Source organism: Thermococcus sp. MV11 (assembly GCF_012027285.1).
In the GTDB taxonomy this organism is placed as follows: Archaea; Methanobacteriota_B; Thermococci; order Thermococcales; family Thermococcaceae; genus Thermococcus; species Thermococcus cleftensis.
Genome location: NZ_SNUD01000003.1, coordinates 215,770 through 235,148, shown reverse-complemented (window position 1 = coordinate 235,148; position 19,379 = coordinate 215,770). Strand labels below are relative to the sequence as shown.

Genomic DNA, 19,379 nt, shown 5'->3' with positions numbered 1-19,379 from the left:
ATGTGTATAGGAAAGTCTTTTAAGTTCTAACTTTGGTTAGTACTACGGTGAAATCTCGATGAGGAGGGCGGTAGGAGTACTGTTGATAATCCTCCTGCTGGGGTCAATGGTGACGGCGGCGGGAAGTACAGCCCAAGCCACCAGCCTCGAAACTCGGAACGACCCGTACGAGAAATTCTGGGAAATCCTCAACAGGGAAGCCGAACTCGTGGTTCAGTTCAACGCTACCGGGAACACCACCCTCGCCAGAGAGTTGATTCAAAACTCTCGCCTTGGTGCGGAGAATGCTGCGAACATTTCGGCCTTAATCTGGCAGGCTTTGGAGGAGCTGAAGGCTTCTGGTGTAAAGACGTACTACACTGCCGAAGAGTTAAGGGAAATGGCTCGGAACATCAGCCGGAATGGCCTCCCCCAGGAGACGGTAGAAGCTTTGAAGGCTCAAGGCTGGAGTGACGAGCAGATTCAAGCTTTGGAAGAGTACATTGTTCGAAATGCGGACGAGATTAACGAGGACTTCAACATGACGGCCTTCCTCGAGGAGTTTTCCATGGCCTTCATTGATGTTGCCTTCAAGTACAACGAGTACGAAACCTGGACACTAGAAAAATGGAAATGGACCCAGCCCACCGGAATCACTGGAGGGGACAACAGAACTTTAATACACCCACTGTTACTGAGGGGGTGGGTTGAGTTCTACCGCTCATACGTTGAAGGTGACTACAAGAGAATGAGGGACTCCATCATTCCGCTGAGAGAGTCGATGTACGAACTCATAACTTACTCCTCGAACAGTCCAAAGCAGGTGGAGCTGGCGTTCTTCAACGGTGAGAGCATAACAATCACGACCTGAAACCTGAGGGGAGTCCTTTGGGGCCATGATGGATCGATGGCATTCAGAATTGAGCAGGAACATTTTGACCGAGATGGATTTGAAATAAACCTTACGACGTATTATTGGCCGGGCGCTCTGGAGGCGTACAAACTAACTTCCGACGTACTGGTGCTTGTGAATGCGATGAAGCAGGGCAACAATAACCCTAAACTCCCGAAGATGCTCAATCAGAAGGTGGCGGAGCTTAAGGAGGCCCTTAAGGTCACCGTTGTATCCCGCGAGGTCATAACCAACCCAGACTACAAGAAATTGCCCCCAAGTGACCCTATAACCCCGATCGACCCGATAAATCCGGAACCTCTCAAAAACTCCATCATGGGCGCCAATGGTGGAACGCTTACTCCTACGGAGTCCTCTTCAAACCAGATCACCGTCATTCCGGCAGATGAGATAATGAAAATTGCCTCGGATCCGGGGTTCCTTAGAGGGCATACTGAAGGTTGATGATATCGAGGTAAAACCACTAACAAGCGGTCCAAACTACGTTAATTACGTCGTTATCGTCCACATGCACGCGGAGAACAATGCAGTGAAGGATATCAAAATTAAGCTCCATGACTACTCCACCGGGGAAGAGGACTCAGGCTTCATTTCAAAGATGGATTCATATTACGATGCAACCTGGGAGAGCAAAGTACTAAGCCACGCCCTTTTTGATGGAAAATTTACCGCTACTGGGGAAGTTGAGATAACATACACCCCAGAATGTGACGGACCAACTCCCAGTAATACGCTCTCGTGTAATCAGGAGCGTACGGTTACAGTTCAATATTCGGAATCATTCAACTTCGGTTCTCCTATCGATTGGGACCATGTGGGAATTAGAATTGAAACTTCCGCTGACACGATTGTTGCGGGAAGTTCAGTGACGTATCGGGTTATTGTTGAAAATGGGAATGGTGTATCATTAAATGATCTGGACTATTCAGTATCTCTCCCAGTTCCCAATTCTAACCCAATACAATATTCAGGAACGATCGACATTCCGGCAAATGAAGAGGTTACCATTGTTGAGAAGACGATAACTTACGAGGAAGCCGGCACTTACGTTGCCAATGCGTCAATCAAATGGGACGGGAACTCCAAGAGTGTCAAGAAGAGCGTTACGGTGAATTCAGAAACTATAAGTATGAACGTTGATTTTTCACCAAATAATCCTACTGAGGGGGACAGTGTGGAATTCGATGTGAGTCTCAAGAATCCCACCTCAACGTCCAGAACCGTAACGGTAAAGCTTTTCATCGATGGTGCTGAAAAATCAAGCAGGACTGTTACTCTTCATGGTGGAGATTCTATGATAGTCACATTAACATGGACCGCTCAGGCTGGAGAGCACGACTGGAGGATCGAGGCCTGGGAAGACGGGAAGCTGGAGGATTCAAGGAGCGGGACAATTCGTGTTATCTCAGAGAGTGATCCATGTCCTGAGGGAGAATACTGGACTGCATGGCTGGAGGTTAGTCCGACTGAGATGGTGGGAGAAGGCAAAGTGCATGTAAAGGTAATGGCATCATACTGCAGTGCTCTTCCGGATGTGGGTGGGGACACAATAGACTTGCTGTATCTTGGGGGAAGCGTGTACTTGGACGGCAAGGAAATACACTCATTTGACACGAATGCCAACGGAAATTACTTGTTAGTTGGTAGGACGAGGGTTATAGATGAGTTTGATTGGCCTGTAGGTGTGGGCAACCACAATATTACATTAAAAATCAAGAACACCAGCGGTCTCTTAGATTACATCAAAACTAAGACTGACAGTGTTAGCGTTAGAGTCCTTCCCTTGGAATATCCCTTAGAACTGACCGAAATCTCCTGCAGTGGTCTCAACTTTAACTTTAAAGCCAGCAGACTTTATACTCAGGGAAGCTACGTCTCATCACTGGAATGTACACTCAAATTCAGGAATGTCAACGATGTGCCAGTACATATTACAGAGTTAAGCACTGAAATTTCAGTTAGTCCACCTGATTTAGAAGAGGCGGTTCCAGATCATACAACAGTCTCAGTAAACGAGGATGTAAAACCCGGTGAATTCATAACGATACAAATACAGGACAGGACCGTCACAACAGATCGCCAAATGCTCCTCAGAGTTGATGGAACCACCGCCACGTTGTACTTGGACTACACGGTGGAAGGCATGATTAACGGAGTCAGCAAAATAGTAGTGAAAGGAATTGCAGAGAGTACATTACGCCTCAGCGTCAATCAGGGTATTGTATATGCAGACGTCACTGCAGACTTGTTATTACTCATAGAAGGCCCCAAAGTCTCTAGTAAACTCACAAAGTGGTTCCCAGTAATAGATAAGATACCTGGAGGAGATGCAATATTGAGCTTCATTAGCCGGACAGCCCATAAAAAATTTCATCTTATCAAAAATTTCAGAGCATCAGGGGTGATTTCCTATGGGACTAACCTGCAGAGATAGATTTCAAATTTATAAAGTGGGGGTGGCTCTTGCAGTAACGTTATCGGCAACTCTCGGTTATCTATTCTTTTTTTCTCACAGTGTCATCACTTCTATTGAGCTGACTACCCCATATTTGTTAATCCTGGGATTATACAGCCTCGATGCCGTGAGATTCATTATTAGAAATTGCATTCTCGGGTATCAAGTTTCAAAAAAAGAGCTTGAAGAAATCATAATCTCAACACAACAGCGCTTAGAGCTAAAGTACCTCAGTGCCCCAATATTATTCTATGCCTGGCTTGCATTTGTTATGTATATCCTCTCCCGGAACCCACTAGCGATATTGCTAGTACCCCTATGGACCGTTGATCTGTACATAACCATGAGAACAGCATTATCCTGTGCGAAGGAGTGTCTAATGACAATTGAAAATAATATCCGATAGTGTTAAACCGATGAACGGATGGTTGGATCAGATTCTTAAATCCTTATTCGGAGGATGAGGGCTATGAAGAGTGAACGGTACATCTCTCGTCGGGGCATACTAGCACTTCTCGTATTGTGGGTAGTTACTATTTGCTCCATGCCACTTTTTGTTTTTTAAACTGGGGGCTTGACCCGGAGAAAATTGAAGGCATTATTATCATCACAGTTGTGTTCGGAATCTTTTTTGTATTCTATGAGATAACTATCGTGGAGTTTATTATTAGATACTGCGTTACCGGGAGAAAGCCTGATAAAAAAAGCCTCTCACGGGTACTTGGCTCCATTAGTAGGGCAACTGATATAAGAAACTTCTGGTCCATAGCGTTATTGTATGTATTTTTCAGCCTGCCCATGATATACAAAGATACAAAATTTGCCATTAGTGCCATCCTGTGGATAGCATCGACATATCTTACGGCGTATTTTGCCAAACTCTAGTGTCTGTGAGGAATTTCACAACATGACAGACTAGTGCTTTGGATTCCTAAGTATTGAGTTAAGCTCATTAAGAAGGACATAGTTTCCCTAATAGACAAAATGGGAAGGGTGAGTATTGTGAAAGCATTAAAACAGGGGATACATGCCATAACTCAACGAATGAATCTAAAACATCTGATGATCCTATGGACTGTGACTGTACTTTCCAATATCGTTTTCTCTTTGCATGTGCTTAACGACTATTCAGAGGCGATTTCCAGTGCTCTTAAATTTTCTTTTGCTTACTTTCTCCTTTTGGCAATATACAATCCATACTCTATCGAAGCATGTATCAAAAACTGCATACTTGGATATATCCCATCGGATCAAAATATTCGAAAGGTCATTAATGCTATTGAATGGGCAGTTAACCCCAGAAAGTTCATTGCACTAGCTACATTTTACACATTCTTTGGAGCATTTATCGCGTACAGACAGCCAGTATTTTGGATAGTCATAATTTTGTGGAATATCTCTGCCTATTTCACTCAACATGCGGTTAAAAACTGCCTAAAAGAAAAATATCCTAATCGATACAAGATAGCTATCAACCAAAAGAGTTGATACTCCACATTACCTAAAACTAAAAATAAGATTGGACTCAGGTGAGTATATGAACCTTGAAGGCATTATCACGGCAAGGTACACAGGAAGCAAATACTGGAACAGCGATGCAAATGCCGGCATTATGAAAGGAACCGCAATGGCATTCTCACCGTTATTATTGTCAGGATTGGCCACTTTTTCAGAGATAGCAACCGTAGAATCGTCAACAGGAGTAGAACTTGCACTTGCAGGAAAGGCTAAAGTTGCATTTGAAGCCACCTTTGGAATATATGGCAAGCTTGTAGGAGGAAGCATCGGGATGTATAATTTAGCTGAAATTGTTGCAATGAATAAGTCAGCGAAGGAGAAAGCCAAAAAAGTGGCTGAATATTTCCTAAAGCCTCTGTTCCTTCCAGGGGGTTGATAACATGTCAGGAGAGTATCTGCTAATGGTGCTCCCTTGGGTTTTCTATTTTTTCCTAATGTACTCCTTCCGCTACAGGCTCCTTGGAGAGCTCGAGGAAATCAATCACCGACTAATACAGCTCGAAGACCGCTTTAGGAGGGGGAACCCATGATTAATTACCTTCCACTCTGGAATTCAATCGTTGCACTTGTGTACGCGGTAGTCACGGGAGGAATACTCTTAAAAGCGCGCCCTGGTGCCTTTGAATCGGTCTTCATGACCCTCTACAGCATTTCAGCGATTGCAACTTCCTGGATATCCTTTGGTTACTCACTGCTTCTCTTAGTGCCACTTTTGACCTACGGGGGTCTGACCTATTCAGAGGAGACAGGCTTAGAACTCCTCAGGGAGAGGATTAAAATGCTGGAGGGGGAGTTATGAGGGCCTACCGGGTGATTCTTGTTATTTTAGGAGTGTTACTCCTCCTGGAGATATTGAGAACTGGGGTTTACGGGGGACTTTTTGCTCTAGTTTTGGGTTTTATGCTACCGTGGGCATTTGCCTGGGCGCTCTTCGACGACGTTGATGAACTGAAGTCAAACATTAACAGGCGAGTTCAATCATTAGAACAGGCGATAAAAACTAGAGACTATGATTAATGTTGTAAAAAACTGCAGAACCTTTGAGGGTGGAAAACTGGAAGCATTAAGGGTTGGAGGATTGAGGTTTGGGAAGACGGGAAGCTGGAGGATTCAAGGAGCGGCGAGATAACAATACAAGATCCTCCGACTTCGACTTGTTTGAGCGGTGTCCCCCTGGAGGGTCACTTGGAGGTTTATCCCAAGTGGGTTGAGGCGGGGGACAGCGTGAGTGTCCATATTACCGTCACTAATTTGGACCCGAACTGTGCGCATGGACCTTTCAACATTGAGCTGGTCGATGATTCAGGAGCAAAGTGGTGGCCGGAGAACGACACGGAGTACGGGGATAGCATGAGAGGCTATGAGATCACAAACGGGGTACTAAAAATCTACGCTGGTAAAACACTGAGTGAGTGGTCTAAACCAAAACCAGTCACACAGAATACTGTCTTATACCTGAAAATAAGTGGAAAGGTAATAGCAACTGCCAAAGTTTATGTAAATGATAGCTCACTTATACAGACAAAAGTTGGATGTGAGAATCCAGTATTTGATTTCAGAGATCATGCCTATCGCGCAGTGCTATCCTGCTGGGTAGATTTAAAAAACCCATACCCAGAGCCGGTAGATATAAGGGACATTGCTGTGAGCGAGTACTCAATAACTGGAGCACTAAATGACACCCTTTCCGGAGCTTGGACGGTGAATCCCTTAGAGTTTACTTTGGCTCCCCAGGATGTTAAAAGAGTGACATTCAAGCTCCCACTAGAGATCAGCAGTTGGGTTCCAGTTAGTGTTGCTGATGCCACGGAGATAGTGATTAAGAACAATGATCCGAGCACGGCGGACATAACATACACTTTAGGGTACAAACTCGAATCTCAAGATACATGGTCCCACTTCACTGGCAACATTAGATACGAGGTGAAAGTAGGAATGGACAGCAAAACCGTTGCGGCAGACTACATACTCGGCGGGGGAATGGCCATTTTCGATCCAGATACTGTGATAAGCTACAACATTGGAACCGTGACAGTCTTCGGTAGGAGTGTCAATATTAAACTAAGCACGGATCTGTGGCTGATACTCTGGAATACGTTCATCAAACCAGTTATCTTAGAATACACGTAAAGGGGGATAGAAAATGAGGAATGACACTGGTTCCAGGTTTGTCTTTGGCTCTCTGATTTTTCTATCTTTGTTTTTGCAGACTAAGTACTTTGGACTCTGGAGCGCCATCAGGACAATAACGGGTTCTGCATTGGCGTTCATACTCATGTTATCAATCTGCTGGGCTGGTAAGCAGTTAAATTCTCAGAGTTGCAGAAGCAGGATGGCACAGTATATAATCGGCTATACCAAGCTCTCGGGTGCTAGGGGTAAATCTCGGCAGCTTTTTGCCATTTTCATAGGGTATTTTGCCCTCAGCGGGTTGCCAAATCTCCTGCTGGTTGAGGAGTCCATAGGATTCTTCCTGACACTATTTCCCCTTATAATAGGCTTAATGGGACTCACAAACAGAGGGATAAATGAAAGATGCCAAGAATCACAGGCTAAAACTTAGAATGAAGAAAGCACTCGGGAGTGAGATGAGAACGAATGCAAAGACAATCACAGCCTATTACATACTCAGCGAAGCAATGACTTACGTATCCGTATGGACACTGCTAAGTAAAATTGTAATTGTTGGCAGGACGATGAGTGAATGGACAGATTTCAGAAATATCGGTCAGGCCACTACGTTGTACTTAAAGGTTGGGGGCAAGATATTGGCAAGTGCAAAAATCAACGTCAAGCAGAACGGACCAGTTAAGGCAAGTATGGAATGCAAACCTACGGTTATCCCCTGGGACGGTTCAACCACTTGTACTGTTCACTTTGAGCTGAAGAGCGCCGACACGGTTACGTTGAACCTAGAAGAGGTTGACTTTGGGGGTAAGAAAGTATGGCCGGACGGGCCAAGCAGCGTTACTGTTAGCAAGCAAACTGTGGCCCTAAGCCCAACGAACGTGGAGGAGGATTTAACGATAACAATCGCGATAAATGACGAGCTGGCGAATTATTACTTCGGAAAACCTATTTACGAGACATACATTAACGAGCTTGGGGGACACTCATACTTAATTGAAGCAAGTTCAGCTGCCTGAATTATCCAGTTTCAGATGTCATAACAATAAGTTACAAGGACACAAGGAGTGGAGCTGAAAAGGCTATTGATTACGGTTCAACCGCAGGGGAAATAATATCGACAGCACAGCTTGTTGTTGAGGGCAGTAACCCTGTGGGCTGGGGCGTCTTCATTTTAACAAGTCTTCCAAAGCTTGGAAAAGCCGCCTCAGAGGTTCAGTGGATAATTAAATGGGGTGTGAATGGATTCCCACAAGAAAACGACAATAATGCTGTAGTGGGGGGATGAAAAATGGACATTTATCTTGCTGTTTCTATCTTTTTGTGGATCGTTATAGCGTCCCTTGCTATGATATCTTCACGGCAGGCCATTGCTAGTCTTGCGATTATTGTAACATCCGGTACATTGCTCTACGTTCGAACTCAATGAGCGCACTCTGGCCGCTTATCGCTTCCTTTATGCTATGGCTTGCAACCGCTCTGATCACCATTAGGAGAAACGCAATCGGAATAACCAGAAGAGAGATTGAAAACAGTGGGGCCTTAGCCTCCATCCCATTTCTTGTCTTTTCGGTAACGTTGCTCTTTAAATATCCAGGATACGGAGCTTTTGGAGTTATACTCTGGTTCCTTCTCTGGTATTACCTTAAGACCACATGCAAGAGTTTAAGCACATTATGTCTACTAATCCTCTATCTCCCAACTCTCTTATTCATGGTAGTCTATAGAACCCCAATTGCCGTTGTATACGGTGTAGTTACATTGTGGTTGCAGAGGGAGATTAAAATCCTACAGAAGCTGAGGAATAAAAAGTGACTATAAAAGGATATGTTCACAATCTATTCCTCAAAACACCGACGAAAAGCCGAACGGAGTCGGGGGAAGAGCACTGGAGCAAAGTGACGGTGGAAGTGAAGCCAATGAAAGGATGAGAATTAAAGCAAGTGGCATTTGAGTGTGATCCACTGTACTTCAAGTATAATATGGGAAACTATGAGGCGACCCTCACTTGTCGATTAATGGTTTACAACTTGGTATCCTTGACAGGAGAGGAAGACTTATCCAGCAAGCCTTTTTAACCTCTCCTCCAACTTTTCTCGGTGGTCGAGATGAGGGTTACCGTTCGCTACTTCGCCCGCTACCGCTCCCTGGTCGGAAAGGGCGAGGAGGAGATCGAGATCCCAGAGGGGACAACGGTTCGCGAGCTGATAGAGATGCTCAAGGAGAGGCACCCGGTTCTCAGGAACGAGGTCTTCGCGGAGGAGGACGACCTGGCCGACGTGAACGTCTCGCGCAACGGCCGCTACGTCCGCTTCGATGAAGTTCTGAGGGACGGCGACATAGTGGCGATATTCCCCCCGGTGAGCGGTGGTTGAGATGCTGAGCGAGAAGGAAATCGAGCGCTACGACAGGCAGATAATGATCTTCGGGAGGGAAGGCCAGGAGAAGCTTAAAAGCTCAAAGGTGGCCGTTGTTGGAGTCGGCGGTCTCGGAAGTCCCGTTGCCTACTACCTCGCCGCCGCTGGAATCGGAACGCTCCTTTTGATAGACGAGCAGGAACCTGAGCTGAGCAACTTAAACCGACAGATACTCCACTGGGAGGAGGATCTGGGGAAGAACCCGAAGCCCCTGTCGGCGAAGTGGAAGCTGGAGCGCTTCAACCCGGACGTGAGGGTAGAGACCTTCGTTGGCAGGCTCACCGAGGAGAACATCGATGAGGTGCTCGAGGGCGTCGATGTAATCGTGGACTGCCTCGACAACTTTGAAACTCGCTTCCTGCTCGACGACTACTCCAGTAGGAAGAGGGTTCCCCTCGTCCACGGCGCCGTGGAGGGCACCTTCGGCCAGGTGACCACGATAGTCCCCGGTGTGACGAAGAGCCTCCGCGAGATTTTCCCGGGAGTTAGGGGAAAGAGGGGGAAGTTCCCCATAATAGGTGCAACCGCTGGTGTAGTCGGCTCGATTCAGGCCATGGAGGTTATCAAGCTCCTCACCGGAATCGGCGAGCCGCTCCTCAACAGGCTCCTCATAGTGGACCTCGCCTACAACACCTTCGACGTCGTCGAGCTTAAGTAGGCGGGTTCACTTTCCTCTTCTCGTTTATGGAGGTCACCTTGAAGGTCTCGTCCCAGGTTCCGGCCTGGGTTATTGTCATCTTTCCGAGCACTGGGTCGTCCACTTCCGCCGTCGAGCTGACCGAGAAGCTCAGCCTTCCGCCTACCAGCCGTCCGTCCTTGAACCACAGCTCCAGTTTCCCGTCTCTAACCACCACGTCGGTGTTCTCTGAGACCGCGAAGTAGAGCGCGGCCAGGGGTTTCAGCTTGTAGTCCGGAACGAGGTAGGTCAGCCTGATAACCTCCCCGCCCTCCACGGAGTCCGGCTTCTCCCCCAGGTACTCCCTGGCCAGGCCAACCACGCTGTACCTCCAGAGCACCTCGCTGGCGGTCGGGTCCTCCGACGTCACCCAGCCCACGGGGGTCTGTATGTAGGTGACGTTGTTCACCACTATTCTAGAGGCGTTGGTTCTGGCTCCGTCCTGAAGGCTCAGGGTTGTGGAGTTTATCCAGGCGCTCCAGGAATCAAAGTCGATGTAGCCCCTCTCGATTATCCTGAGACTCACGTTGTCGTTCTGGGAGGTGCCGTTGCCCTCTATCGTGACGGTCATGTTCAGGGTGGCGTTGCTCAGGTAGGTGAACTGCTTTATCCCCAGGACGTTCTCGAGGAGTCCGTTTAGGTCGAGTTCTGGGGGTGTGAAGGTGGTTGTCGTCGTTTCGGTGGGACTCGATGAGGTTGTGGTTTCCAGGTTTGGGGTCGTCGTTGGAGTCGAAATCTGGCCCTCAGTTGTCGTCGGGGCCTGGCCGTTGCCGCCCAGACAGCCCGCGGTGGCTATGACCAGAAGAACGATGAGCAGGAAGGCGTATCTCCTCATTTTCCTCACCCCCAGAGGCTGGGCTTGAAACCACTTAAACCTTTCCACCGCTCCGTTTTTAATCCCTCATGCCGTATTTCGTGGGGGTGGTGAGATGAAGGTAAGGCTCACGAAGGAACCCTTCGACCTCAACGAGGCCCTTCGCTATCTCCTGGTTCCCGAGGCAGGAGGTTACGTCTTCTTCCTCGGCAAGGTCAGGAACGAGAACCACGGGAGGAAGGTAAAGAAGCTCATCTACGAGGCCTATCCGGAGATGGCGGAGGCCGAGATGGAGAGGATACGGAGGGAGGCCCTCGAGAGGTTCCCCATTCTCGACATGCTGATATGGCACCGCCACGGGGAGCTCGAGGTCGGTGAGGACACGATACTGATAATAGCCAGTGGGAAGCACAGGAAGGAGGCCTTCGATGCCTGCATCTGGGCCATCGATGAGGTGAAGAGGCGCGTTCCGGTATGGAAGAGGGAAGTCACCGACGAGGGGACCTTCTGGATAGAGGGTGATCGCCTGGTTCCCGGTGATTGACTTTCCATTTTTTGCAGACTATTCCCAGTGGTGTGCAAAATCCGAATAGAAAAAGTATATATACGATTTTGCCCCATTCTCCTCCGGTGGTGCCCGATGGAGAAGGTGGTCTACGATACCGCTCATTCGTTCGGCATTGATTTCTCCCCGGGGGTTGCCTCTGTTGGCAAGCCGCCATGGAGCAACGTCTCCCACAGGGGCAGGCTCGAGAGGCTAATACTTCAGCTCGGTGCGGGAAAGGGCAGGTTTTCCGAGGTAACCGGAATCCCCCGCTCTATAGGCTGCATTGGAAACAACTCCTTCATTCTCCGCCGCGAGCCGATGAGCGTCGAGCGCGTTAGGGAGCTGATAAGGGAGTTCAAGGAGGCTGGGGGAAGGGAGCTCTGGCTCACCAACTACGACAGCGTTGAGTACCTGGTGTCGATGGCATCGTACGCCGTCGAAATCGGCGTTCCCGAGGTCTACGCCGTGGTCCTGCTCGAGGATTTAGATGAAATAACCCCCGTGGAGGGTGTACGATTCATCGCAGAGCTCGAGTACAGCGAGGAGAACGTCCAGCTGCTTGAGGCACAGGGCTGGCTTCACGGTGCCATCATCATGGTAAGGGGTTCCGACCTGGACGAGCTCAAGGGTCTCAAGACCACCTTTCAGGGAGAGGTGTACATCGACGTCCTCTTCCCCGGCTCCGCCAGGAGGCTCGACTTCAACGTCATCGAGATGAGGCGCATAACGAGCCAGACCACCGAGAAGTACCACGACTGCCTTGCCGGAACCCTTGCCATAACGGCCGACGGCTACGCCCTTCCGTGCCCCCTCCTCAGGAACCACATCGTGGCCGATGCCAAGGAGGTTGGAATAAAGGCCATACTGCGGAAGAAGCGCCTCAAGGAGTTCTGGAAGATGACGAAGGATAAAGTGCAGGCCTGCAGTATGTGTCCCTTTAAGTACGTCTGCCACGACTGCAGGGCCCTTGAGTACCAGGCAACCGGGGAGATAGATGGCCTGGAGTACTGCCAAATCGTCCTTTGAGTTCAGAAGTCCAGTATGGAGTGGTACCCGCTCCCGTCCTTTTTAACCATTCTCTGATGCCTGTTCTTCAGGTTCCTGTCGTTCATCTCCTTGAAGGCCGGCTCGAAGTACTCTATCAGGAGCTTCTCGACGTAGTTACTGAACTCCAGAACCTTGCTCCCTAAGTCCTCCTTGGAGGAGAAGAACCACTCCAAGATGTACCCGTACCCTGGCAGGACGCCGACGGATATCTCGTACTCCCTGAACCTCTCCAGAACCTCTTCATTGAGCTCCCTGGTGAGCCCGATGACTCCCCTGTCGTGGACGTTCATGTCTATGAGCGGGGTGAAGCCGAGCACTATCTCCTCCTCGAGGAGCCTGTTTATCATGTATCTGGCTGTGGGGCGGCTCTTCCCGAGCCTCCTTGCTATCTCGGTTATTGGTGTCCGGGCGTCCCACTTCAGGATATCGAGCAGAATGGCGTAGTCGTAGCTCAAGTACCACCTTCCAAAGTTGTCGTCGCCGCTGTAGGGGTAAGCCCTCGCCTCGTAGTACTCGTAGTCGTCCGAGTACTTGGAGAGCATCTCATCTATCCTATCCTTCTGGTCGTCTGGCGCGTGGAACGTGATGGAGAGGCCGTTCTTGAAGCCGAAGGCTGGATTGACGTAGGTTACGAAGGGGTTCTGGGTCATTCGGACGGCCGTTTCCATCAGCCTGTCGGGAGAAACGCTGAGAAACGCGACGAAGCTCCTGAGCCCGAGCTTTTTTATGTTTATTATGCAGCCCACGGTGAGATACTTTCCGTAGTACTTGTCGTAGAGTCTCTTGAGCCTGTAATAGTCTATCCCCTCGCTCTTGGCTATCTTCTTGAGGCTCTCCAGGGGATATTTGTTCAGGATTTCAGCCAAGAACTCCAGCTCCTCCATCATGGGGTCGACCATTTCACCTCACCGCTCCGCCGGACGGGAAAAGGTTATATCGTTCCGGTTATTAAATCCTTCCGGTGGTGGCCATGGTGAAGATAGAGGTCGTCGATATCGAAAAGCCCGAGGGCGTCGAGGTGATAATCGGTCAGGGTAACTTCTCGATATTCACGGTCGATGATCTGGCCAAGACCCTCCTCACGACCGTTCCAGGCATAAAGTTCGGCATAGCGATGAACGAGGCCAAGCCCCAGCTCACCCGCTTCACCGGCAACGATGAGGAGCTAGAAAAGCTGGCCGCCAGGAACGCGGTGAAGATTGGCGCGGGACACGTCTTCGTGATACTCATGAGGAACGCCTTCCCGATAAATGTGCTCAACGCCGTCAAGAACCACCCCGCCGTGGCCATGGTCTACGGCGCCAGCGAGAACCCCTTCCAGGTCATAGTCGCCGAGACCGACCTCGGAAGGAGCGTCATAGGCATAGTGGACGGCAAGGCCGCGAAGGAGATTGAAACGGAGGAGCAGAAGAAGGAGCGCAGGGAGCTGGTGGAGAGGATAGGGTATAAGATAGACTGAACCGGCAACCTTTTTACCTCCCGTTTCCCTCTTCTCCCGGTGGTTCTATGAGGCTGGCGTTCATAACTTCCAATCCCGGAAAGGTGGAGGAGGCTAGGAAGTACTTTGAACCGCTGGGCGTTGAGGTGTATCAGCTTAAGGTCGATTATCCCGAGATACAGGCAGATACGCTCGAGGAGGTTGCCGAGTACGGGGCCAGGTGGCTCGCGGAGAGGCTCGACGGCCCGTTCTTCCTCGACGACTCCGGCCTCTTCATCGACGCCCTCAACGGCTTTCCGGGTGTTTACTCGGCCTACGTTTACAGGACCCTGGGCGTGGACGGGATACTGAAGCTGATGGAGGGTGTGGAGGACAGGAGGGCCCACTTCAGGAGCGTGATAGCTTACTGGGACAATGAGCTGTACCTCTTCACCGGCCGCGTGGAGGGAGAGATAACCCGCGAGAAGCGCGGTACGATGGGCTTTGGCTTCGACCCCATATTCAAGCCGACGGGTTTCGAGGAAACTTTCGCCGAAATGACAACCGATGAGAAGAACAGAATATCACATCGTGGAAGGGCTTTAAAGGCTTTTGCAGAGTGGCTAAAGGAAAACCTTAAATAAGCCTTCTATCCCAAACTTAACAGCAACTATTGAACAGGTGACGAAGGGGGTCACGATGGTAAGCTCTCTCGATGCCACCGATTTGAAGCTGCTGGAGGAGCTCAAGGAGAACGCGAGGGAGAACATAGCATCGCTCAGCAAGAAGCTGGGCATACCGAGGACCACCGTCCACTACCGCATTAAAAAACTGGTAGAGGACGGTGTCATAGAGAAGTTCACGGTCAAGCCCAACTACAAGAAGCTCAACCTCGGCACGACGGCCTTTATCCTGGCCCGCTACGAGCAGGACTCCGGGCTGAGCCAGCGCGAGGTGGCCGAGAGGATAGCGGCCCTCGAGGGCGTCTACGAGGTCCACATAATAGCCGGTGAGTGGGACCTGCTCATAAAGGTCCGCGCCCCCAGCTCGGAGGAGGTTGGGAAGATAGTCGTGGACAGGCTCAGGGAGATAAAGGGCGTCGGACAGACGGTCACGATGGTGTCCTTCGTTACCGTGAAAGAGGAGCTGTGAAGGCCGGGGCGATGATCGGCGTTCTCCTTTCTGATTTCATGATGACGCGAGGTTGAGTGAGCCCTGCGTTTTCTTTTAAGAGCCTCCTTAGGAGGAGGTCAGAATGAGGCAGTGGTTGGTGATTGCAGAGGATTACATTTTTCTTTTGAAAGCCTCGCCCTTTATAGGGGGGAAGTCGGTGGAAGGTGAAGGCGACTGCAGAGGGAGGTGATTTCAATCTTTGCTTTTTCCTTCTTCCCCCAGGATGGAGACAGGGGATTCCCCGTGCTGGTGCTCGGAGATGGGCCGGTTTTCATCAGTGAAGACCCGGTGGCGCTGGATGAATTCATGAGCTCCCTAAAGGCGCTCCAATCGATGGATGTTTTCCCGAAAAAGCTCTGGGACCTGAAGATAAGGGCCGAAGGTGGATGGGTTTGCCTGACCCTTCGGGGTGGTAGGGAAGTACAGGTCACCCGTAAAAAACTCGTCGAGACAATCCGGACTTCCATCCAGAACCTGAAAGCGGTTCTCAACAATAAACCTGTGCGGATGGAGTGGCTCAGGTTCAAGCTAAAGCCGCCTTCACATGAAGTGCTTGAGATGTTCGGTGAACCTGAGGATATCATGGACGAGTACGAAGTTCAAGTTTACGGGAGCACGTACATACTGGAGGCGTTCGTTAATCTCGAGGGGTACGTTAAGGAGCTTAAACTTCTCAAGGCTTTCGTGGCGGACGGCAAACTGCCTGCGGAGGAGTGGCGGGTAAAGCGGAACGTTGATGGCGAAATCAAGAGGCTGTCTTCTAAGGGGGCAAAAAAGCCGGAGGATAGGGGCCTTCTCCGCGAACTGGCGGGCCTTAAAAAGCTCTCAGCAGGAGCGGCTCCTCCCTTCGTTCGCTTTACCCTTTCAACCTACGACCCCTTTGAAGTTCTCTACGTGGCAGACTCTGGAAAGGGCGAATTTTTGCTGGCATTCGTCCTGTATTCCGGTATGGCAGTCAAAGTCCCAAAGAACGTCCTCCTAAGGGCCATTGATGAGGCCATCAAAGATGCAGAAAAGGAACTCGAAAGGGTAAAGCTGCCCGGGAGGTGAGCTCGTGTCCTTTTCCATCTTTTTCTTTGGTTGGGAGAAGGCTCTCAGGGGGAGATTTCCGTTGATGACTTGACGATTGCCCTTAAACACGGGGGGAAGGTTATTCCACTGGGCGAATGCTTCGCCAGAGGCGCAGTTGGAGACGTTATTGATGCTCACATCACACAGCACTCGTAGATTATCTCCACCTCCCTCACCGTTTTTGCCCACTCGATGACTTTCCTCGGCGGGTTCGTCAGCCTGTCGATGCCGGCCAAAACCGCCCCCCTGTCGAACTCCAGCCTCCACTTCCCCATGGGCCTCATACAGCCTATGCTCAGCTCCCCGTCGAAGTGCTCCCTCGCGTACCTGACAACCTCCAGGCTCTCCTCCACCGAAGGCTTCGGGACGTTCTCCATCTCGGTTCCCTTCGTTGGAATGAGCACGTCCAGCACGAGGACGTCTATGGGGTACTCCACCAGCAGGTCTATGGCCCTGAACTCCCAGCTTATCCTTCCAAAGTCAAGGCCTATCGTTATGTGAGGCGCCACCCTCACCCCGGCTTCCGTGAGCAGGTCGAGGATTTTGAGATAGTCCTTGACGGTCTTGTCTATCTTGTAAACTCGCCTTATCACGTCGTCGTCGCCCACGAAGTCGAGGGAGACCACATCGACGTACCTGACCCACTCCAGATCGCTCTCGTCTATGAACCCGACGTGGGCGTTGAGCTTTAGGTTCGTCCTTCTCTTTATCTCCCTCAGTTCGTCAGCGTACCTATCCAGAGGCACCTTGAGCCTTGAGTCCATTCCGCCGCTCAGCAGGCAGCCGGTGTAGCCTTCCCTCTCGAGACCGAGGCAGTAATCGACCAGCTCTTTTCTCGTCGGCTTCCTCATTCTCTCGAGGTAGTGCTTCCCGCAGTGGGCGCAGTTCAGCGCGCAGTAGTTGCCCGTGAGCGAGATTGAAGGGAATTTGATGCCGGGAATGTAGATTTTGAGTTTTTTGGGCATTCAGTTCCCTCCCTGGGGGTTGTAGGGGGCGAAGCCCCCTCCGGTGTTTAAAAGAGGAGGAAGGGTCTGGAAAACGTAGTTTCCCGGTTTATGTGGGGCGAAGCCCCACGTTCGGGGGGAGGGGGTTGGCAAGGACGTGGGGGGTGAAACCCCCCGGTCCTGCGAGGGGAATTTGATGCCCGGAATGTAGATTTTGAGCTTTTTTCGTTCTGCCATTCAGTCTCCCTCCCGCCGTGGGAGTCCGCCCTCCCTCTTAAAACCCTGACTGGACGTTTCTGTTTCATCGAAGGTCAGGAGGAACCTGAGGTAGAACAGCTTTCCGAGTACCGCGAGAACCGTGAATGAACCAAGTATGGGCGCCGCCAGAATCGCGAGGAGCCACGTAACCTCCTCCGCGCTTGATAGGGCAGGGAGAAACGGCACGGCCGCCATGAGGAACAGCACGATTGAGTTAAGCCTGGACATCCAGAGGCTCATCTTCAGCCCCTTGATCTTCCAGAGGACGCTGTTCCTTATCCCGACCGCGATGTAGTTCACCCCGGCCCCGATGAGCGCCACCACCGACGTCACCACGAACTCCCGCGGTCCGAAGGGGAGTATGTTCTCTATGACCGCGGAGTAGGTGTAGAAGGCCGAGGCGAGCATTAGAACCCACGAGAGGGCCCTGAGGAGGTAGGCAATGGTGAACCTCTTCACAGCCCACCGTCCCAGCCTCCTGCTCACAAGCTCTGTCATGCCGATGTAATAGAGGATAGTCGAGGCCCCGAGGCAGGCTATGGAGGCGTTGTAGGACTTTGAAGCCAGGAGTACAGCGGGCAGGAGAAACAGCTCTGCCAGAATCAGTAGCTGCCGGGGTTTTATGAACTTCTCCAGCTCTACCATCTGCTCCACCAAAATTAAGGGAAAGGGGTCAGAGGAAGGGGTTGCGGAACTTCCTGCCCGGATAGACCGCTATCCCCTCCAGCTCCTCCTCGATCCTGATAAGCTGGTTGTACTTGGCGTTCCTGTCGCTCCTTGCCGGGGCGCCGGTCTTGATCTGGCCGGCGTTGAGGGCAACCGCGAGGTCCGCTATGGTGCTGTCCTCGGTCTCACCCGAGCGGTGGGAGACGACGACGCCGTAGCCGGCCCTGAAAGCGGTGTAAGCGGCATCGATGGCCTCGCTCAGCGTTCCAATCTGGTTCACCTTGAGGAGCAGAGCGTTGGCCGCGCCCATCTCGATGCCCTTTCTAATGCGCTTCGGGTTGGTGACGAAGAGGTCGTCGCCGACTATCTGTATCTTTCCTCCAAGCTCCCTGGTTATCAGGGCAAAGCCCTCCCAGTCTTCCTCGTGGAACGGGTCCTCGATGGAGACTATCGGGTAGCTCGAGACCAGCTGGCGGTAGAGCTCGAGGAGCTCCCCCCTGTCGTACTCCTTCCCGCCGACGACGTACTTGCCCTTGTCCGGGTGGAAGAACTCGCTGGAGGCGGCGTCAAGGGCGAAGGCTATCTCGTCGCCTGGCTTGTAACCGGCTTCCTCGATGGCCTTTATGAGAACCTCGAGCGGCTCGGTGACCTCCTTCATCGGTGGGGCGAAGCCGCCCTCGTCACCGACGTTCACGGCGTTCTTTCCGTACTTCTCGGCTATGACCTTCTTGAGGACGTGGTAAGTCTCGCTGACCCACCTTATCGCCTCGCGGAAGCTGCTGGCTCCTACGGGCATTATCATGAACTCCTGGAAGTCGAGCTCGTTGCCGGCGTGAACGCCACCGTTGATGACGTTGCTCATCGGGACCGGCATGACGTAGGCGTTGGTCCCGCCTATGTACTGGTAAAGCGGAAGGCCGAGCGCGTTGGCGGCAGCCTTCGCGACGGCGAGGGAAACGCCGAGGATCGCGTTGGCCCCGAGGTTGCTCTTGTTCTCGGTTCCGTCGAGCTCGAGCATGAGGCTGTCTATGTCCCTCTGCCAGGTGACGTCCATTCCTATGATTTCCGGCGCGATTATCTTGTTCACGTTCTCAACGGCCCTTCTAACGCCCTTGCCGAGGTAGCGCTTCCCGCCGTCGCGGAGCTCAAGGGCCTCGTGGGTGCCCGTTGAGGCACCGCTCGGAACAGCCGCTCTTCCCATGCTCACCGGCGTGTAAACCTCGACCTCGACCGTTGGGTTTCCCCTGCTGTCGAGTATCTCCCTGGCGACGACTCCGGTTATCTCAAAGGGGTTCTCCATCTCAATCACCTCGGGTGATATTTTTCGGGAGGGCATATAAAGGTTTTAGCCGGCGCT

General features: G+C 51.2%; 25 protein-coding genes. 20 read left to right on the top strand and 5 right to left on the bottom strand.

The window, feature by feature from the left end; genetic code table 11:
- The first annotated feature begins 58 nt into the window (after nucleotides 1-58).
- From E3E27_RS08925 to E3E27_RS08860, 14 genes are all read left to right on the top strand, one after another.
- On the top strand, nucleotides 59-850 hold the full coding sequence (locus E3E27_RS08925) for a hypothetical protein (RefSeq protein ID WP_167774288.1): 792 nt from the start codon (nucleotides 59-61) through the stop codon (nucleotides 848-850).
- A gap of 36 nt (nucleotides 851-886) precedes the next feature.
- Entirely contained in the window at nucleotides 887-1,336 is a 450-nt protein-coding gene (locus E3E27_RS08920; protein ID WP_167774287.1) for a hypothetical protein, read from the top strand.
- Nucleotides 1,293-3,326 (top strand): hypothetical protein, encoded by a 2,034-nt coding sequence (locus tag E3E27_RS08915; RefSeq protein ID WP_167774286.1) that lies wholly within the window; start codon nucleotides 1,293-1,295, stop codon nucleotides 3,324-3,326. Before E3E27_RS08920 ends, E3E27_RS08915 begins: the two co-directional genes overlap by 44 nt.
- On the top strand, nucleotides 3,304-3,753 hold the full coding sequence (locus E3E27_RS08910; RefSeq protein WP_014788175.1) for a hypothetical protein: 450 nt from the start codon (nucleotides 3,304-3,306) through the stop codon (nucleotides 3,751-3,753). Before E3E27_RS08915 ends, E3E27_RS08910 begins: the two co-directional genes overlap by 23 nt.
- A 578-nt stretch (nucleotides 3,754-4,331) precedes the next feature.
- Nucleotides 4,332-4,835 carry a hypothetical protein gene (locus E3E27_RS08905; protein ID WP_148267261.1) on the top strand — a complete coding sequence of 168 codons (504 nt, stop codon included), beginning with the start codon at nucleotides 4,332-4,334 and terminating at the stop codon, nucleotides 4,833-4,835.
- 49 nt (nucleotides 4,836-4,884) lie between these two features.
- Nucleotides 4,885-5,241, top strand: coding sequence for a hypothetical protein (locus tag E3E27_RS08900; RefSeq protein ID WP_167774285.1), 357 nt, complete (start codon nucleotides 4,885-4,887; stop codon nucleotides 5,239-5,241).
- A 150-nt stretch (nucleotides 5,242-5,391) separates the two neighbouring features.
- The gene (locus E3E27_RS08895) at nucleotides 5,392-5,664 is read left to right on the top strand and encodes a hypothetical protein (RefSeq protein ID WP_048151748.1); all 273 of its coding nucleotides are present in this window, start codon (nucleotides 5,392-5,394) and stop codon (nucleotides 5,662-5,664) included.
- The gene (locus E3E27_RS08890; protein WP_167774284.1) at nucleotides 5,661-5,882 is read left to right on the top strand and encodes a hypothetical protein; all 222 of its coding nucleotides are present in this window, start codon (nucleotides 5,661-5,663) and stop codon (nucleotides 5,880-5,882) included. The genes E3E27_RS08895 and E3E27_RS08890 overlap by 4 nt, the downstream gene beginning before the upstream one ends.
- A gap of 168 nt (nucleotides 5,883-6,050) precedes the next feature.
- A complete protein-coding gene (locus E3E27_RS08885; protein WP_167774283.1) occupies nucleotides 6,051-6,995 on the top strand; it encodes a hypothetical protein in 945 nt (314 codons plus the stop codon).
- A 13-nt stretch (nucleotides 6,996-7,008) separates the two neighbouring features.
- Nucleotides 7,009-7,428 carry a hypothetical protein gene (locus E3E27_RS08880; protein WP_167774282.1) on the top strand — a complete coding sequence of 140 codons (420 nt, stop codon included), beginning with the start codon at nucleotides 7,009-7,011 and terminating at the stop codon, nucleotides 7,426-7,428.
- On the top strand, nucleotides 7,394-8,011 hold the full coding sequence (locus E3E27_RS08875) for a hypothetical protein (protein ID WP_167774281.1): 618 nt from the start codon (nucleotides 7,394-7,396) through the stop codon (nucleotides 8,009-8,011). Before E3E27_RS08880 ends, E3E27_RS08875 begins: the two co-directional genes overlap by 35 nt.
- Nucleotides 8,012-8,450: 439 nt before the next feature.
- Nucleotides 8,451-8,807 (top strand): hypothetical protein, encoded by a 357-nt coding sequence (locus tag E3E27_RS08870; protein WP_167774280.1) that lies wholly within the window; start codon nucleotides 8,451-8,453, stop codon nucleotides 8,805-8,807.
- A 293-nt stretch (nucleotides 8,808-9,100) separates the two neighbouring features.
- Nucleotides 9,101-9,367, top strand: a complete 267-nt coding sequence (locus tag E3E27_RS08865) for a ubiquitin-like small modifier protein 1 (protein WP_014788937.1) — start codon at nucleotides 9,101-9,103, stop codon at nucleotides 9,365-9,367.
- Nucleotide 9,368: 1 nt separating this feature from the next.
- Nucleotides 9,369-10,067 (top strand): ThiF family adenylyltransferase, encoded by a 699-nt coding sequence (locus E3E27_RS08860; RefSeq protein WP_167774279.1) that lies wholly within the window; start codon nucleotides 9,369-9,371, stop codon nucleotides 10,065-10,067.
- Here E3E27_RS08860 and E3E27_RS08855 read toward each other — a convergent pair.
- Complete coding sequence (locus E3E27_RS08855; protein ID WP_167774278.1) at nucleotides 10,060-10,920, bottom strand: hypothetical protein; 861 nt, start codon at nucleotides 10,918-10,920, stop codon at nucleotides 10,060-10,062. The genes E3E27_RS08860 and E3E27_RS08855 overlap by 8 nt on opposite strands.
- A gap of 94 nt (nucleotides 10,921-11,014) precedes the next feature.
- Here E3E27_RS08855 and E3E27_RS08850 point away from each other — a divergent pair, with 94 nt between their 5' ends.
- Both E3E27_RS08850 and E3E27_RS08845 read left to right on the top strand, forming a co-directional pair.
- Complete coding sequence (locus E3E27_RS08850; RefSeq protein ID WP_014788940.1) at nucleotides 11,015-11,443, top strand: molybdenum cofactor biosynthesis protein MoaE; 429 nt, start codon at nucleotides 11,015-11,017, stop codon at nucleotides 11,441-11,443.
- A 96-nt stretch (nucleotides 11,444-11,539) separates the two neighbouring features.
- Nucleotides 11,540-12,472, top strand: coding sequence for an SPASM domain-containing protein (locus tag E3E27_RS08845; RefSeq protein ID WP_167774277.1), 933 nt, complete (start codon nucleotides 11,540-11,542; stop codon nucleotides 12,470-12,472).
- A gap of 2 nt (nucleotides 12,473-12,474) precedes the next feature.
- Here the strand turns inward: E3E27_RS08845 and E3E27_RS08840 are convergent, their stop codons facing one another.
- Nucleotides 12,475-13,392 (bottom strand): Lrp/AsnC family transcriptional regulator, encoded by a 918-nt coding sequence (locus E3E27_RS08840; RefSeq protein WP_167774276.1) that lies wholly within the window; start codon nucleotides 13,390-13,392, stop codon nucleotides 12,475-12,477.
- 71 nt (nucleotides 13,393-13,463) lie between these two features.
- On the opposite strand from E3E27_RS08840, the gene E3E27_RS08835 reads away from it, so the two are divergent.
- The 4 genes from E3E27_RS08835 to E3E27_RS08820 all read left to right on the top strand — a co-directional run bounded on the left by E3E27_RS08835 (nucleotide 13,464) and on the right by E3E27_RS08820 (nucleotide 16,133).
- The gene (locus E3E27_RS08835; protein WP_167774398.1) at nucleotides 13,464-13,952 is read left to right on the top strand and encodes an adenosine-specific kinase; all 489 of its coding nucleotides are present in this window, start codon (nucleotides 13,464-13,466) and stop codon (nucleotides 13,950-13,952) included.
- A 47-nt stretch (nucleotides 13,953-13,999) separates the two neighbouring features.
- Nucleotides 14,000-14,554 carry an XTP/dITP diphosphatase gene (locus tag E3E27_RS08830; protein ID WP_167774275.1) on the top strand — a complete coding sequence of 185 codons (555 nt, stop codon included), beginning with the start codon at nucleotides 14,000-14,002 and terminating at the stop codon, nucleotides 14,552-14,554.
- Nucleotides 14,555-14,609: 55 nt separating this feature from the next.
- Nucleotides 14,610-15,062: an Lrp/AsnC family transcriptional regulator gene (locus tag E3E27_RS08825; protein ID WP_167774397.1), complete on the top strand. Its 453-nt coding sequence runs from the start codon at nucleotides 14,610-14,612 to the stop codon at nucleotides 15,060-15,062.
- Nucleotides 15,063-15,269: 207 nt separating this feature from the next.
- Entirely contained in the window at nucleotides 15,270-16,133 is an 864-nt protein-coding gene (locus E3E27_RS08820; protein ID WP_167774274.1) for a hypothetical protein, read from the top strand.
- Nucleotides 16,134-16,288: 155 nt separating this feature from the next.
- Here E3E27_RS08820 and E3E27_RS08815 read toward each other — a convergent pair whose 3' ends face one another.
- From E3E27_RS08815 to eno, 3 genes are all read right to left on the bottom strand, one after another.
- On the bottom strand, nucleotides 16,289-17,119 hold the full coding sequence (locus E3E27_RS08815; RefSeq protein ID WP_167774273.1) for a radical SAM protein: 831 nt from the start codon (nucleotides 17,117-17,119) through the stop codon (nucleotides 16,289-16,291).
- A gap of 216 nt (nucleotides 17,120-17,335) precedes the next feature.
- Entirely contained in the window at nucleotides 17,336-18,001 is a 666-nt protein-coding gene (locus tag E3E27_RS08810; RefSeq protein WP_167774272.1) for a hypothetical protein, read from the bottom strand.
- 28 nt (nucleotides 18,002-18,029) lie between these two features.
- On the bottom strand, nucleotides 18,030-19,322 hold the full coding sequence (gene eno / locus E3E27_RS08805) for a phosphopyruvate hydratase (protein WP_167774396.1): 1,293 nt from the start codon (nucleotides 19,320-19,322) through the stop codon (nucleotides 18,030-18,032).
- Between the last annotated feature and the right edge of the window lie 57 nt (nucleotides 19,323-19,379).

Coding starts and splice junctions, on each gene's coding strand:
- E3E27_RS08905 (WP_148267261.1), top strand. CDS start 4,332: ATGGGAAGGGTGAGTATTGTGAAAGCATTAAAACAGGGGATACATGCC.
- E3E27_RS08875 (WP_167774281.1), top strand. CDS start 7,394: ATGAAAGATGCCAAGAATCACAGGCTAAAACTTAGAATGAAGAAAGCA.
- E3E27_RS08850 (WP_014788940.1), top strand. CDS start 11,015: ATGAAGGTAAGGCTCACGAAGGAACCCTTCGACCTCAACGAGGCCCTT.
- E3E27_RS08880 (WP_167774282.1), top strand. CDS start 7,009: ATGAGGAATGACACTGGTTCCAGGTTTGTCTTTGGCTCTCTGATTTTT.
- E3E27_RS08925 (WP_167774288.1), top strand. CDS start 59: ATGAGGAGGGCGGTAGGAGTACTGTTGATAATCCTCCTGCTGGGGTCA.
- E3E27_RS08910 (WP_014788175.1), top strand. CDS start 3,304: ATGGGACTAACCTGCAGAGATAGATTTCAAATTTATAAAGTGGGGGTG.
- E3E27_RS08810 (WP_167774272.1), bottom strand. CDS start 18,001: ATGGTAGAGCTGGAGAAGTTCATAAAACCCCGGCAGCTACTGATTCTG.
- E3E27_RS08835 (WP_167774398.1), top strand. CDS start 13,464: ATGGTGAAGATAGAGGTCGTCGATATCGAAAAGCCCGAGGGCGTCGAG.
- E3E27_RS08865 (WP_014788937.1), top strand. CDS start 9,101: ATGAGGGTTACCGTTCGCTACTTCGCCCGCTACCGCTCCCTGGTCGGA.
- E3E27_RS08840 (WP_167774276.1), bottom strand. CDS start 13,392: ATGGTCGACCCCATGATGGAGGAGCTGGAGTTCTTGGCTGAAATCCTG.
- E3E27_RS08900 (WP_167774285.1), top strand. CDS start 4,885: ATGAACCTTGAAGGCATTATCACGGCAAGGTACACAGGAAGCAAATAC.
- E3E27_RS08920 (WP_167774287.1), top strand. CDS start 887: ATGGCATTCAGAATTGAGCAGGAACATTTTGACCGAGATGGATTTGAA.
- E3E27_RS08860 (WP_167774279.1), top strand. CDS start 9,369: ATGCTGAGCGAGAAGGAAATCGAGCGCTACGACAGGCAGATAATGATC.
- E3E27_RS08815 (WP_167774273.1), bottom strand. CDS start 17,119: ATGCCCAAAAAACTCAAAATCTACATTCCCGGCATCAAATTCCCTTCA.
- E3E27_RS08855 (WP_167774278.1), bottom strand. CDS start 10,920: ATGAGGAGATACGCCTTCCTGCTCATCGTTCTTCTGGTCATAGCCACC.
- E3E27_RS08830 (WP_167774275.1), top strand. CDS start 14,000: ATGAGGCTGGCGTTCATAACTTCCAATCCCGGAAAGGTGGAGGAGGCT.
- E3E27_RS08825 (WP_167774397.1), top strand. CDS start 14,610: ATGGTAAGCTCTCTCGATGCCACCGATTTGAAGCTGCTGGAGGAGCTC.
- E3E27_RS08895 (WP_048151748.1), top strand. CDS start 5,392: ATGATTAATTACCTTCCACTCTGGAATTCAATCGTTGCACTTGTGTAC.
- eno (WP_167774396.1), bottom strand. CDS start 19,322: ATGGAGAACCCCTTTGAGATAACCGGAGTCGTCGCCAGGGAGATACTC.
- E3E27_RS08870 (WP_167774280.1), top strand. CDS start 8,451: ATGCTATGGCTTGCAACCGCTCTGATCACCATTAGGAGAAACGCAATC.
- E3E27_RS08890 (WP_167774284.1), top strand. CDS start 5,661: ATGAGGGCCTACCGGGTGATTCTTGTTATTTTAGGAGTGTTACTCCTC.
- E3E27_RS08845 (WP_167774277.1), top strand. CDS start 11,540: ATGGAGAAGGTGGTCTACGATACCGCTCATTCGTTCGGCATTGATTTC.